Raw genomic sequence first — 13,469 nt, 5'->3', positions numbered from 1 at the left:
TTCAAGAGATTGGGACGCGCGGTGGGTGACCGCGCAGACGAGGGGGGCGACGGCGTGACAACTAGCCGTTCACGAAGCAAGGCAGGCGCGGGGCTGAAGATCGAGCGGGTGTGGACGACCGAGGGGGTCCACCCGTACGACGAGGTCTCCTGGGAGCGCCGTGACGTCGTGATGACGAACTGGCGGGACGGCTCGATCAACTTCGAGCAGCGTGGGGTGGAGTTCCCGGAGTCGTGGAGCGTCAACGCGGCCAACATCGTGACCACCAAGTACTTCCGGGGCGCGGTGGGGACCCCGGAGCGGGAGTGGTCGCTCAAGCAGCTGATCGACCGGGTGGTCACCACCTACCGCACCGCGGGTGAGGAGTACGGCTACTTCGCCAGCCCGGCCGACGCCGAGGTCTTCGCGCACGAGCTGACCTGGATGCTGCTGCACCAGGTGTTCAGCTTCAACTCGCCGGTCTGGTTCAACGTCGGGACGCCGTCGCCGCAGCAGGTCAGCGCCTGCTTCATCCTGGCCGTCGACGACTCGATGGACTCGATCCTCGACTGGTACAAGGAGGAGGGGCTGATCTTCAAGGGCGGCTCCGGCTCCGGAGTCAACCTGTCGCGCATCCGCTCCTCCCGTGAGCTGCTCTCCTCCGGCGGCACCGCCTCCGGCCCGGTCAGCTTCATGCGCGGCGCGGACGCCTCGGCCGGCACCATCAAGTCCGGCGGCGCGACCCGCCGGGCGGCCAAGATGGTCATCCTCGACGTGGACCACCCGGACATCGAGGAGTTCGTGGTCACGAAGGCGCGCGAGGAGGACAAGATCCGCGCGCTGCGTGACGCCGGGTTCGACATGGACCTCGGCGGCTCCGACATCGTCAGCGTGCAGTACCAGAACGCCAACAACTCGGTCCGCGTCTCCGACGAGTTCATGTCGGCGGTCGAGAACGGTAAGGGCTTCGACCTGCGCGGCCGGCTGGACGGCTCGGTGATCGACACCGTCGACGCCAAGAAGCTGTTCCGCACCATCTCCCAGGCCGCCTGGGAGTGCGCCGACCCGGGCCTGCAGTACGACGACACGATCAACGACTGGCACACCTGCCCGGAGACCGGGCGGATCACCGCGTCGAACCCGTGCTCGGAGTACCTGCACCTGGACAACTCCTCGTGCAACCTGGCCTCGCTCAACCTGATGAAGTTCCTCCGCGCCGACGGTGGCTTCGAGGTGGAGAAGTTCGTCAAGTCCGTCGAGTTCGTCATCACCGCGATGGACATCTCGATCTGCTTCGCGGACTTCCCGACCGAGAAGATCGGTGAGACGTCCCGCGCCTACCGGCAGCTCGGCATCGGCTACGCCAACCTGGGCGCCCTGCTGATGGCCACCGGCCTGCCGTACGACTCGGACCAGGGCCGCTCGGTCGCCGCGTCGATCACGTCCCTGATGACCGGCACCGCCTACCGCCGCTCGGCCGAGCTGGCCGGCGTCGTCGGCCCGTACGACGGCTACGCCCGCAACGCCGAGCCGCACAAGCGGGTCATGCGCAAGCACGCCGCGGCCAACGACGAGATCAAGCCGACCAGCCCGGTGGCCACCGCTATCGTCCGCGAGGCGACCAAGCAGTGGACCCAGGGCAACAAGATCGGTGACAAGAATGGCTGGCGCAACGCGCAGGCCAGCGTCCTCGCACCGACCGGCACCATCGGCTTCATGATGGACTGCGACACGACCGGCGTGGAGCCGGACCTGGCGCTGGTCAAGTTCAAGAAGCTGGTCGGCGGCGGCTCGATGCAGATCGTCAACCAGACGGTTCCGCGCGCCCTGCGCAGCCTCGGTTACCCCGAGGAGCAGGTCGAGGCGATCGTCGAGCACATCGCCGACCACGGCCACGTGGTGGACGCCCCCGGCCTCAAGCCGGAGCACTACGCGGTCTTCGACTGCGCCATGGGCGAGCGGACGATCGCCCCGATGGGTCACGTGCGGATGATGGCGGCCATCCAGCCGTTCGTCTCCGGCGCCATCTCCAAGACGGTCAACATGCCGGAGGCGGCCACCGTCGAGGACGTCGAGAAGATCTACTTCGAGGGCTGGAAGCTCGGCCTCAAGGCGCTGGCGATCTACCGGGACAACTGCAAGGTCGGCCAGCCGCTCTCGGTGGCCAAGTCCAACAAGGCCACCGAGCCGGCCGCCGTCGAGACCGCACCGGCCACGGTCGAGAAGGTCATCGAGTACCGGCCGGTGCGTAAGCGCCTGCCGAAGAAGCGCCCGTCCGAGACGGTCAGCTTCTCCGTCGGTGGCGCCGAGGGCTACCTGACCGCGTCGTCCTACCCGGACGACGGCCTCGGTGAGGTCTTCCTGAAGATGTCCAAGCAGGGCTCGACCCTGGCCGGCGTGATGGACGCCTTCTCGGTGGCCATCAGCATCGGCCTCCAGTACGGCGTGCCGCTGGAGACGTTCGTCAGCAAGTTCACCAACATGCGCTTCGAGCCGGCCGGCATGACCGACGACCCGGACGTGCGGATGGCGGCCTCGGTGATGGACTACATCTTCCGTCGCCTGGCGCTGGACTTCCTGCCCTACGAGCGTCGCGCCGAGCTGGGCATCTTCACCGCCTCGGAGCGGGCCGCGCAGCTGCGGGCCGAGGCCGACGCGGAGGCCGCCGGCGTCACCGGCGCCGAGCTCACCGCGATGGCGTCGTCCGCGCCGGTGGAGACCCCGGCCAAGCCGGAGGCTGTCGCCCAGCCGGCCCAGGAGATGGCCGACGTGGCCGCCGCCAAGCCGGCTCCGAGTGTGGGTTCCAGCACCGAACTGCTGGAGGCCGTGATCGGCAAGGCCGCCGACGCACCGCTCTGCTTCACCTGCGGCACGAAGATGCGGCCCGCCGGTAGCTGCTACGTCTGCGAGGGCTGCGGCTCCACCAGCGGTTGCAGCTGACGTACGCGAAAAGCGGCGCTGCCCCGGCTTCCCTCGTGGGAGTCGGGGCAGCGCCGTTTTCCAGATGCTTTCGGGCTCGCGCGGGAGCATGTGTCTCTGTTGGCGGTATACCCCAGAGGTATATATATGACTCTGAGGTATGGGGCTTGCCCTCTATCGCCGGTCGCGGCCGCGCCAGCTCAACCTGTCTTCTAGCCGACATAGATCAGGGATGATGCTGCGGAGTCAGTCTGAGATCATGCCGGGATGACGGAGCCACCGACGCGCCGCAGGAAAGTCCACCCGGCCGTCGTGGTGGTGTGCATAGCGCTCGTGACCTGGATCTTGCTGGCGGTTTGCATGGGCGAGAATTCTCTCGACCGGGCCGACAAGGCCGCGAGCGTCATTGGCATGTTGCTTGCACTCGGGACGTTCACTGGGGCTTTGGTTGAGCAACAGCGCAGGTCTTCCGCCCAAGGTGACGAAGCTTCCCAGCCCCACATGTCGTTCTTCAAGCGGCCAAGCGTATTGGCTGGCCTCGCGGTAATGGGCGTAGGCCTGCTGATCGTGATCGCGGCGGGCCTCTTTGCGAACGGGGGGCAGGCCACGGAGGGGTCGAAGGCTCAAGATGAGCGTACGTTGCCAGATCATTCCCCGTCTGCGAGCACGTCTCCATCGGCGAGCCCGTCTCCATCAGCGAGTTCTCCCGTCGGGGGCGCAGAGCCGTGTGCCTCCCCGGCTGGGATCGCACCCACGCCCAGCGGCACGGGCGCCGTCGATGTCGTGCGCCACGATGGTGTACTGGTCATCTCGGAGGGCTACTACGCAGACCTAGATTCTCTCTGTCCTGACTGGAACGTGACAGACGTGCTCGGCACGAAGCAAGACGTCGGCAACAATGGCAAAGCTGTCGTCCGGAGCCTGAGCGGTGGCACCCAGATCGCGGTGGTCGAAAGATCCGCAGCAGCGACCTTTAGTATGTGTTCAGCAAATACTGATTATGTCCCGGATGGTGCCATACCATTCAAAGACTTAAAAGTCGGCGCACGTTACTGTGTGCTCACTGATGCGGGCAGAAGAAGTTTGTTGACCGTCAAGCGGCTGCGTCGTGACGGCGGCCGCACTACGGTCCACCTGGACGTTCGCACCTGGGCGGAGAAGCGGCCCAGCGAGGAGACCAATTATTGGCCCTGGGTGGTCGCCGGCGTCATCATCTTGATGTTGGTTTCTGGGGGAGCTAAGAGCGCCGCAGGCAAGAATGATGACGAGGAGGTAGCCAAGAGCGGGAGGGCCTGAAACCCCAGCTACCGGACGCGCCGCACGAACCCCGCCCAAGCGCTTCTCGTGAAGCGGAGAGTCGCGCCACCGGGGTTCTTGCTGTCGCGCACTGCGATGCTCGTACCGACTTCGGCTACCTCGACGCCTGCGCCGCCGTTGTTGTCGCTGTAGCTCGACTTGCGCCAGACCAGGCGATCCAAAGTCTCCAGGATCACTCTCTCAGGTCTGATGCCGCTCTACGTCGTCCGCCATCCTCAGGATGAGCTTGCGCGACTCTACCGGCCCGAGAGCGGCTGCCCGGAGTCGGTCCCACAGTCGGCCGAGGATCTGACCCGGGTGCCCGCCAGGAGATTTCCATCGCAGGAAGCCGGCTCGATCACTTGATGCTGAGTAGGTGTGGGCGATCGGCTCTGACTACTCAGCATCAAGTGATCTCGGCGATTGGGTTACTGGTTCGCTCGCTCAGCGGCGCGCACGGCGTTACGGAACAGCATCGCGACGGTGGTCGGACCGACCCCGCCGACCCGGGGGGTGATGGCGCCGGCGACCTCGGCGCACGCTTCGTCCACGTCCGGTAGGAGCCGCCGCCCTTCGTAGCGGACGCCGGCACCGATGACGACCGCGCCGGGCTTGACGTGCTCAGGCTGCACGATCCCGGGTACGCCGGCGGCGGCGACGAGGATGTCGGCGCGGCGCGTGTAGCGGGCCCAGTCGGGCACACCGGTGTGGACGACGGTGACGGCGGCGTTGGCGGTCGGGCGCTTCTGGGCGAGCAGCATGGCCAGGGGGCGGCCCAGGGTGGCACCGCGGCCGAGGATCACGACCTCACGACCGGCGACGGGGATCTCGTAGTACGCCAGGAGCGCTTCGATGCCGGCGGGGGTGCACGGCAGCGGGCCGGGCAGGCCGACGGCGAGACGCCCCATGTTCAGCGGATGCATGCCGTCGACGTCCTTGTCCGGGTCGATGGTCTGCAACGCCGCGTCGTAGTCCAGATGCCCCGGAACGGGGTACTGCACGAGCAGCCCGTGCACGCCCGGATCGGTGTTGAACCGGGCGATGGCCTGGTGCAGTTCGGCCTGGGTGGCGGTGGCTGGCAGATGCACGTGCGGGGAGGCGAACCCGAGCGCGGCGGCCTGACGCTGCTTGATGGCGATGTAACCGGCGCTGGCGTCGTCGTCGCCGACGAGGATGGTGGCGAGGCTCGGTGTGATGCCGCGGTTGCGGAGGCGGGCGGCTGCGTCGGCGGTCTCGGCCAGGACGGCTTCGGCGACGGGTGCACCCGGCAGGAGCCGGGCCGCGCCGGACGGGGTGTGCTGTTCGGCAGATTCGCTGGTCGTGGTCATGACGGTCCCTCGACGCAGGCGCCCAGGCGGTCGACGCCCGCGAGAGGCTCCCCGATGGTTCCACCATCCCCGTGCCGCCAGTCGCCGGTGGTTCGATAATGCCGCATCACCTGGGCGGTTGCCCAGTTGGGCCAGCAGCGCCACCGCCAGCGCCGTGCAGACCCGCACCGGGACGTGCTGCCGAACAGCGACATGCCTCAGGGTCATATTTATGGCCCTGAGGAATGTCGCTCGTCGGATGGTGCCGCCGATGGGGCCCGGATGGGCGGTTCGGTAACACTCGTGCTCCGCCTTACGAAGAAGGGGTGTGAAGGCTACGAGGGAGGACGGCCTGTGAATGAGCCGAGCCGAGCCGATGATGACATTTCCGGCATCGGAGCCGATCCGGTGGCCTTCGAGGTCTTCTACCGGCGGCATCTGGAGGCGGTGGGCCGGTTCGTGGCACGGCGGGTCGACGACCCCCATCTCGCCGCCGACCTGACCGCCGACGTGTTCCTTGCGGTGATCGAGTCGGCGGCCGGCTACCGACCGGAGCGGGGGAGCCAGATTGGCTGGCTGTACGGAGTGGCCCGCAACGTCATCGGCGACGAGCGGCGTCGGGCGGCCCAACGACTGAGGGTGACCGGCCGACTGGCCGGACGACGGGACCTCGGCCCCGACGACATCGCCCGCATCGAGGAGCGGATCGACGCCGAGTCGGCGGCCCGCCACACCCATCGGGCGCTGAGCGAGCTGCCCGAGGGCACCCGGACGCTCGTCGAACTCGTCGCCGTGGATGGCCTCACCGTCGCGGAGGCGGCGACAGTGCTCGGGATGTCACCGGTCGCCGCTCGGGTCCGCCTGCACCGTGCCCGCCGCCTCGTCCGCGCCGTGCTCGCCCGCCCGGTCACCACCCTCGCCTGAAATGAGACGGAGATGACGATGAACGAGACCGAACGGTCGCCGCAGGGCTTCGAGGAGCAACTCCTCAGGGATCTGACCGCACACGTCGCCCAACGGGCCGAGGTGGCGTCGGCGGCCCGTCCCGCCGGACGACGTACCCGATTCCTGCGCGGTTGGCGTCTCGCCGGAGCGGTCGGGCTCGCGGTGACGCTGACCGCCGGTGGGCTGGTGGTCCAGACGATGAGGGTGGGCGATCAGCCGCCGCCGACGGCCAACGCGGCGGAGATCTTCCACCTGGCGGCTGCGGCGGCCCGGCAGCAGCCGGAGCTCACCGCCCGACCCGACCAGTACGTCTTCACGGAATCCCTGGCGACGATCCGGGACCTGCCGGACAGCGGTCCTTACCAGACCATTCGGAACCAACTGTGGCAGTCGGCCGGCGGAGTCGCGTACACGCAGGGACGCTACCGACCAGAGAACGACCCGAACGGGTGGGGCGAGTTGAAGGTGCTCCGCATGGGCGATGCCGCCGATCCCACGAAGGAACTGGACGCGTTCCAGCCGCCCGCGTACCACGGCGACCTCCCCACCGATCCGGACGAGCTGCTTCGATACCTTCGGGAAAACCCGGTCGACCTGCATCTTCCCGAAGGAGCCGATGAGGAGGCCGTCTACGGGGACGAGAGCATGGCGTACACCACGGCACGGTCGATGGTCCGTGGCGACTACGTGCCGCCCCGCGCGCTCGCGGCGCTGTTCGAAGTGCTGGCACGGGAGCCCGGAGCGGTGGTCATTTCGGGCGACGTGGTGGACGCCGCCGGTCGGCATGGGGTGGCGATCCGGATGCCCGGCGTGATTGGTGGGAACGAGGACCTTCTCTTCGACCGAGACACCCACGTCTTCCTCGGCACCAGAAGTTCGGTGGTGCGAAACGGCAAAGAGTCCCTGTACGCGGCTATCGCGCAACTGCGCATCGCCATCGTCGACCGGCCGGGCCAGTTGCCCTGATCGGTGGTGGGCGCGCCCCAGCCCTGACTGGTCCGGTGAGGTTGCACCGGTCAGGGCTGGACGAACAGGGGCCCGTAGTTCGAGCGGAACATCTGCTCGCCGAGGCGGCGCATCACCAGGTCGCGCAGCGCGGGCGGGAGCCCGGTTGCCTTGTCCCGGCGGTGGGTCTGGCTGAGCACCCAGTCGGTGCGTGGGCGTCGCCGCGCCTCGTACCCGCGCAGGGCTTCGGCAACGGACCCGGCGGTGGCCAACGAGGAGGCGAGCACGACCGCGTCCTCCAGGGCCATCGCCGCGCCCTGGGCCATGTTCGGCGAGGTGGCGTGGGCGGCGTCGCCGATCAGCAGCACCGGCCCCCGGGACCAGGAGTCGAGCACGACCTCCTGGTTCGGCCCGGCGTGCAGGGTGCTGTCGTCGTAGTCCAGGGCCTTGAGCATGGTGGTCACCGGCTCGGTGAACGTCGCGGCCAGCTCGTCGCGCCAGCCGGGCCGGTCGGCCACCGGGCCGTCGTTGTAGTAGCAGTACGTCTGCTCGGCGCTGATCGGGATGGTCAGGAACTGCCGACCACGCCCCAACTGCACCGACCAGACCGGCTCGTCGTCGACGCGGGGAGCAACCCACCGGTACGCGTACTGGCCGAGGTCGTGGGCCGCCTGACCGTCGAAGGCGAGCCGGCGGACCGTCGAGTTCACTCCGTCCGCGCCGAGCACCAGGTCGTACCTCGCGGTGGCACCGTCGTCGAACTCGACGGCGACCTGGTCGCCCTCCGCAAGGAGCGCGACCGGTTGGCGGCCCCAGCGGATCGGGGTGTCGCCGACGCCGGCGAGCAGCGCCCGGTGCAGGTGCGCCCGGGGCAGCGACACACACGGCCCGACGCCCTGCCACAGCGCGGCCACGTCGATGTCGAAGAGGCGACGTCCGCGCTGGTTGGCACTGCGCTGCCGGGTGATCTCCACGGAGACGTCGGCGACCGGCTCGGCCAGACCGAGTACGTCGAGCATCCGGGTCGCGTTGCCGGTGAGGTAGATGCCGGTGCCGGAGTCGGTCGGCCCGGGTGCCCGCTCGACCACGTCGACCGTCGCACCCCACTCGCGTAGCGCGGCCACCGCTGCCAGTCCGGCGACCCCGCCGCCGACGATCAGCACCCGGATACCGTCACCCCGCACGACACTTTCCTCCCCGTTGCCCCTGCTCGACCCCGCTGAGCTGCTGCTCAACGCTCCAGCCGCCGCAGCACTCTACGAGGCGGGTGAGGCAGCGCACGGAAATGGGGGCTGAACTACCGAGGAATGGGCTGCGACGATGAGGCATGACGACCGCTGAGACGTACGCCGAGTTCGGCAGCCGCGAGGCGCGCGGGGTGTCGCCCACGTATGAGCGCCTGTCGCAGGCCGTAGCCCGCGACGACGACCTGCTCACCCTGCTCGACGGGCTTCCGCCGGCCAAGCGGCAGCCGAATCTGCTGTTCGGCGTCGTCCGCTGGCTCGGCGGCCCGGTCGACGACCCGGCCGCGTTCCACGACCACGTGGTGACGCACTGGCCGGCCATCGAGGCGCAGATGCTCACCCGGGCCACCCAGACGAACGAGGCGGGCCGGTGCGCGGTCCTGCTGCCGGTGCTCGCCGCGTTGCCGCAGCCACTCGCCCTGCTGGAGGTCGGTGCGTCGGCAGGGCTCTGCCTCTACCCCGACCGCTACGCGTACCGCTACGGCGACCATCGGGTCGGCTCCGGTGAGCTGGTCCTCGACTGCGCGGCCGACGGGTTGGCGCCGCCGGCCCGCGTACCCCAGGTGGTGTGGCGGGCCGGCCTGGACCTCAACCCGCTCGACGTGACCGACAGCGACGACGTGTCCTGGTTGGACGCGCTGATCTGGCCGGAGCACGCCCACCGGCGGGCCCGGCTGCGCGCCGCGGCGGCGGTCGCCGCGGCCGACCCGCCGCTGCTGGTCCGCGGCGACCTGGTGGACGACCTGCCGGCGCTGGCCGCGCGGGCGCCGTCCGACGCGACGCTGGTGGTCTTCCACACGTCCGTGCTCTATCAGGTGCCGCCCCCGCGCCGCGACGCGTTCGTCCGGTTGGTCCGCGAGCTGCCGGGGCACTGGGTGGCGAACGAGGGGCCGGACGTGCTCCGGTACGACGGGCTGCCCGGCCCGCCGAGCGACGCGCTGCACAACGTCCTCGCGCTCGACGGAAAGCCGCTGGCCTGGGCCAGAGGCCACGGCCAGGCGCTGACCTGGTTCGGCTGACGTCACCAAGCCGCTCTTTCGACGCGGTCAGCTCAACGAGCCGGCTCGGGCATCCGGTGGCGCAGGGCCCGGATGAACCAGTCCACCGCCGGCACCGTCGCATCGCCGGCGGGCCAGCCGTTGAGCACCGCCAACAGGTCGAGGTAGCGGTCCCGGCGGGGGTCGTTGGCCGGCACCAGCCGTTCGAGCAACCGCCGACGCAGGTCGGCCTCGTCGGAGTGACAGTGCAGGCTTGCGTACCGGTTGGTGACCGCTGCGACCACCGGATCGGCGTCCGGGCTGCCCGGGTCGAGACCAGCGGCGAGGGCGGGGGCCACCGCGTCCCGGACCACCGCGACGGCGTCCGGGCGGGGCAGCCCCGGGACGTCGTGGTCGACGGCGTGCTGTCGCGCCAGCCGCCGCATCCGGGCCCGGAACGCGGGGTCCCGGCACAACTCGGCCAGCTCCAGCCACGCCTCGATCTGCTCGGTGCTGGGGTCGTCGGGAAGCTCCGGCGTCAACGAGACGAACACACCCGGGTACGCGGGCTGGTCGCCGAGGCCGGCGAAGACGCTGTCCAGGAAGTCGGTCACCAACTGGCCGCGTTCGCGGTCGGTGAGCTGGGCCAGTCGGTGCAGCTCGTCCACCTCGATCGGCCCCGACCCACGCCTCGCCGCGACGGTGAGCACCGCCTGGCGCAGCCGCAGCACCCGGATCTGCACGGCCAACGCCTGGGCGTGCGCGGCGGCGACCTCGGGCAGCGGCACCTCGTTGTCCACCACCCGCCGGATGGTGGCCAGGTCCAGGCCCAGGTCACGCAGCGTCCGAACCAGTTCCAACCGGGCCACGGCCGCCGGGCCGTACCGTCGGTAGCCGGCCGGGCTCCGGTCCGTCGGCGGCACCACCCCGCTGTCGGCGTAGTACCGGATGGTCTTGACGCTCAGGCCGGTCCGTCGGGCCAGGTCGCCGATCGTGTGGAACGTCTGCCCGCTCATGTCCTCACCCTCGCGTCTCCCCCCGGTGGAGACTCAAGCACCGTCCGGACCGGCGAGGAACGCCGCGACCGTCGCGGTGAACGCCTCGGCGTCGTCGAGCCATGGGTAGTGCCCGGCGCCCGGCTGAACGACCAGCTCGGCGCGGGGGATCAGCTCGGCGAACTGGGTCACCAGGCCCGGCGGTGCGGCCAGGTCGACCGCGCCGGCGAGCAGCAGCACCGGGCCTCGATGTGCGGCGAGCGCCGCACGGGTCGCCGGCGGGTCGAAGGCGCCTTCGGAGCTGAATATCCCCGCCAACTCCTCGTTGCGCTGACCGGCCTCTGCGGCCTGGTGGACCTGAGCGGCCGTGTCCCACCGGCCGTACAAGAACGGCGCGATCTCCTGCTTGGACTCTGGCCCGGCCCGACCCGCGAGGATGGACTCCATCGCCACCGTTGCCGCCGGAAACCACGGTTCGCCGGCCCGGGCCTCGGTGACCTCCTGGCGCTGCGCGGCGGTCACCGTCAGCCCGACCGCTCGGATGCTCGGGTTGATCAGCGCGAGTCGGCCCACCCGATCGGGGTGCCGGGTCAGGTATTGCAGAGCCAGGTTGGCGCCGGCGGAGTGGCCGAGCAGATCCAGCCGGTCGAGGCCCAGGTGCTCGCGCAGCGCCTCCACATCGTCGACCATGCGGTCGCAGCGGTACGTCGAGACGTCCGCCGGTGCCGCCGAGCGGCCGGTGCCCCGCGGATCGAGGATGACCAGCGTCCGGTGCGCGCCCAGACCGCCGAGGTCACCGAGGTACGCGGAGTCGCGCATCGGCCCGCCCGGCAGGCAGACCAGCGGGTCCCCAACTCCGACCTCGCGGTACGCGAGGGTGGTCCCGTCGATCGCGTCGAAAGTGGTGATCATCGGTCAGCGGACCCGCTCGTGGCGGAGCAGGACCACGCCGAGGAACCCGCCCATCGGGGCGATCACGTCGTTGAAGTGCTGGTGCAACTCCTCGTCGACCTGGTGCCAGCCGATGTCGCCGCCCGGGCCCTCGAAGAACCCGTCCAACGACAAACTCATCTGCACAACGATCTTCCGCATCGTTTCCTCCGTATGCGTCGACGGGTGTCGAACCCGATCGTCGTCGGACCGTACGACGAATCGACCGCTCGCCGCGACGACGCCGGGGGCATGTCGGGCATCCGGGCAGCGAGAGGTCGACCAGCACCGGTCCCTAGACTGCTGCGGGTGACCGGAGAGCGACGACCCCTGGCCGACCGGCCGCTCACCGAGCCGCACCCGTCCCGGTTGCCGTCCGGACACCCCGACCGGGCCCGGATCCTCGCCGCGCACACCGCCGCGTTGGCCGCCGGTGAGGCCGGTTACCTCGACCCGGCGAGCGGGCTGTTCGTGCTCAGCGCCGGTTTCCTGGCCCGCCGCGGCACGTGCTGCGGGCGCGGCTGCCGGCACTGTCCGTACGTGGATGATCCACCCTCGGAACAGGCGTAAACGAGGACTTCCGCGCGACACCGACACCCCGTACGGTGTCCGACGGACACTTGGCGGGCGCCTTCCGCCGTCGGTCGGCGAGAGGGTGAAGTGTGCGCGGGCGGATCGTGATCGCCGGGCTGGCCGGGCTGCTGGTGAGTGGCTGTGCCGACGAGGCGGAACCGGCGGCGGTGCCGTCGCCGGTGCCGATCGCGGTGGACGTGGCGGCGGCCTCCTCGGGCGGCGCCTGCCGTCTGCTGGACTTCGCGGTGATCGAGCAGGTGGTGAAGGTCCGCTTCGACGTGGCGGCGGCCAGCGAACAGGGCGACACCCACACCTGTGTAGTCCGGGCCGCAGGTGCCACCCTGCCGGAGCTCACGCTCAGCGTGACCGAGACCACGATCGACAAGGTCAGCTTCGGCGCGGACGTGGTGCCGGACAAGGCGGCGAAGGTCACCGGGCTGGGTCAGCAGGCGTACAAGCGGACCACCGCCGCAGCGAGCGGGCACGGGCCGGTCGCGGAAGTGGGCTGGCTGGCCGGCGACGGACGGCTGGCCACGGTGAGTTGGACCACGGCCCGTGGCAGTGAGCGCTCGGCGGTGGAGAAGCTGACCGCTGACCTGACCGCGTTGGCGAAGAAGGTGGACACCCGGGCGTTGTGACGCCCAGCTGCCCGATTGGTCAGTTGGCGGCGACGAAGACCCGGGAGGCCACCTCGCGGGGCAGCCGCACCCGGTCACCGGAGCGGTCGATCGACACCCCGTCGCGCTCCTGGGCCACTGTCACCGTGGCGCCCGGGTCGACACCGGCGGCGTGCAGTTGGCGCAGCACGTCCGCGTCCTTCTGCACGCTCTCGCAGATCCGGCGCACCACGACCGACCCGGAGAGGCCGGGGAAGGCAAGGTTGCGCTCGCCCTCGGCGGCCTCGGTGGTCTCCGCCGCCGGCGAACCCAGCTCCTGAAGCCCGGGGATCGGGTTGCCGTACGGGGAACGGGTCGGCCGGTTGAGCAGGTCGTAGACCCGCTTCTCCACCGCGTCGCTCATCACGTGCTCCCAGCGGCAGGCCTCCTCGTGGGCCTCCTCGTAGGGCATCCCGATGACGTTGACCAGCAGCAGCTCGGCGAGGCGGTGCTTGCGCATCACGGACACGGCACTGCCGCGACCCAGGGCGGTGAGCGTCAGGTGCCGGTCTCCCTCGACGGTGAGCAGGCCGTCGCGCTCCATCCGGGCGACGGTCTGGCTCACGGTGGGGCCACTCTGCTGCAGCCTTTCGGCGATCCGGGCACGCAGCGGTGGCACCCCCTCTTCTTCCAACTCGAGGATGGTGCGCAGGTACATTTCGGTCGTGTCGACCAGGTCGTGAGACTTCATAAGGTCAGCGGC

Annotated in this window: 14 protein-coding genes and 1 riboswitch; of the genes, 7 read left to right on the top strand and 7 right to left on the bottom strand. The window is 69.9% G+C overall.

What is annotated here, in order from left to right; all coding sequences use genetic code 11:
* Positions 1 to 21: 21 nt before the first annotated feature.
* Together ABTW72_RS16685 and ABTW72_RS16680 are read left to right on the top strand one after the other, a co-directional pair.
* Positions 22 to 2,919, top strand: a complete 2,898-nt coding sequence (locus ABTW72_RS16685; protein WP_350859638.1) for a vitamin B12-dependent ribonucleotide reductase — start codon at positions 22 to 24, stop codon at positions 2,917 to 2,919.
* Positions 2,920 to 3,231: 312 nt separating this feature from the next.
* Positions 3,232 to 4,194 (top strand): hypothetical protein, encoded by a 963-nt coding sequence (locus tag ABTW72_RS16680; RefSeq protein ID WP_350859636.1) that lies wholly within the window; start codon positions 3,232 to 3,234, stop codon positions 4,192 to 4,194.
* A gap of 8 nt (positions 4,195 to 4,202) precedes the next feature.
* On the opposite strand, the gene ABTW72_RS16675 is transcribed toward ABTW72_RS16680, so the two are convergent.
* On the bottom strand, positions 4,203 to 4,391 hold the full coding sequence (locus tag ABTW72_RS16675) for a DUF397 domain-containing protein (RefSeq protein WP_502892213.1): 189 nt from the start codon (positions 4,389 to 4,391) through the stop codon (positions 4,203 to 4,205).
* A gap of 231 nt (positions 4,392 to 4,622) precedes the next feature.
* The gene (locus tag ABTW72_RS16670; RefSeq protein WP_350859633.1) at positions 4,623 to 5,522 is read right to left on the bottom strand and encodes a bifunctional 5,10-methylenetetrahydrofolate dehydrogenase/5,10-methenyltetrahydrofolate cyclohydrolase; all 900 of its coding nucleotides are present in this window, start codon (positions 5,520 to 5,522) and stop codon (positions 4,623 to 4,625) included.
* Positions 5,523 to 5,535: 13 nt separating this feature from the next.
* Positions 5,536 to 5,617, bottom strand: a riboswitch (ZMP/ZTP riboswitch).
* Positions 5,618 to 5,855: 238 nt separating this feature from the next.
* Here ABTW72_RS16670 and ABTW72_RS16665 point away from each other — a divergent pair.
* Positions 5,856 to 6,425, top strand: coding sequence for an RNA polymerase sigma factor (locus tag ABTW72_RS16665; protein WP_350859630.1), 570 nt, complete (start codon positions 5,856 to 5,858; stop codon positions 6,423 to 6,425).
* A gap of 12 nt (positions 6,426 to 6,437) precedes the next feature.
* Positions 6,438 to 7,412, top strand: a complete 975-nt coding sequence (locus ABTW72_RS16660; protein ID WP_350859627.1) for a CU044_5270 family protein — start codon at positions 6,438 to 6,440, stop codon at positions 7,410 to 7,412.
* A 50-nt stretch (positions 7,413 to 7,462) separates the two neighbouring features.
* Here ABTW72_RS16660 and ABTW72_RS16655 read toward each other — a convergent pair whose 3' ends face one another.
* Positions 7,463 to 8,575, bottom strand: a complete 1,113-nt coding sequence (locus tag ABTW72_RS16655) for an FAD-dependent monooxygenase (protein WP_350859624.1) — start codon at positions 8,573 to 8,575, stop codon at positions 7,463 to 7,465.
* 143 nt (positions 8,576 to 8,718) lie between these two features.
* On the opposite strand from ABTW72_RS16655, the gene ABTW72_RS16650 reads away from it, so the two are divergent.
* Complete coding sequence (locus ABTW72_RS16650) at positions 8,719 to 9,654, top strand: DUF2332 domain-containing protein (RefSeq protein WP_350859621.1); 936 nt, start codon at positions 8,719 to 8,721, stop codon at positions 9,652 to 9,654.
* 32 nt (positions 9,655 to 9,686) lie between these two features.
* Here the strand turns inward: ABTW72_RS16650 and ABTW72_RS16645 are convergent, their stop codons facing one another.
* Genes ABTW72_RS16645 through ABTW72_RS16635 form a run of 3 tightly spaced genes read right to left on the bottom strand, consistent with a single transcriptional unit; the run spans position 9,687 to position 11,699 of the window.
* Positions 9,687 to 10,628: a MerR family transcriptional regulator gene (locus tag ABTW72_RS16645; protein ID WP_350859618.1), complete on the bottom strand. Its 942-nt coding sequence runs from the start codon at positions 10,626 to 10,628 to the stop codon at positions 9,687 to 9,689.
* A 33-nt stretch (positions 10,629 to 10,661) separates the two neighbouring features.
* Positions 10,662 to 11,519, bottom strand: a complete 858-nt coding sequence (locus tag ABTW72_RS16640) for an alpha/beta fold hydrolase (protein ID WP_350859615.1) — start codon at positions 11,517 to 11,519, stop codon at positions 10,662 to 10,664.
* 3 nt (positions 11,520 to 11,522) lie between these two features.
* Positions 11,523 to 11,699, bottom strand: a complete 177-nt coding sequence (locus ABTW72_RS16635) for a dihydrofolate reductase family protein (RefSeq protein WP_350859612.1) — start codon at positions 11,697 to 11,699, stop codon at positions 11,523 to 11,525.
* 147 nt (positions 11,700 to 11,846) lie between these two features.
* On the opposite strand from ABTW72_RS16635, the gene ABTW72_RS16630 reads away from it, so the two are divergent.
* On the top strand, positions 11,847 to 12,107 hold the full coding sequence (locus ABTW72_RS16630) for a DUF5522 domain-containing protein (protein WP_350859609.1): 261 nt from the start codon (positions 11,847 to 11,849) through the stop codon (positions 12,105 to 12,107).
* A gap of 92 nt (positions 12,108 to 12,199) precedes the next feature.
* On the top strand, positions 12,200 to 12,748 hold the full coding sequence (locus ABTW72_RS16625; RefSeq protein WP_350859607.1) for a hypothetical protein: 549 nt from the start codon (positions 12,200 to 12,202) through the stop codon (positions 12,746 to 12,748).
* A 19-nt stretch (positions 12,749 to 12,767) separates the two neighbouring features.
* On the opposite strand, the gene ABTW72_RS16620 is transcribed toward ABTW72_RS16625, so the two are convergent.
* The gene (locus tag ABTW72_RS16620) at positions 12,768 to 13,457 is read right to left on the bottom strand and encodes an iron-dependent transcriptional repressor DtxR (protein ID WP_091400569.1); all 690 of its coding nucleotides are present in this window, start codon (positions 13,455 to 13,457) and stop codon (positions 12,768 to 12,770) included.
* Positions 13,458 to 13,469 lie beyond the last annotated feature (12 nt).

Source organism: Micromonospora sp. NPDC127501 (assembly GCF_040302185.1).
Classification (GTDB): Bacteria; Actinomycetota; Actinomycetes; order Mycobacteriales; family Micromonosporaceae; genus Micromonospora.
This window is presented reverse-complemented; position numbering and strand designations above follow the sequence as displayed.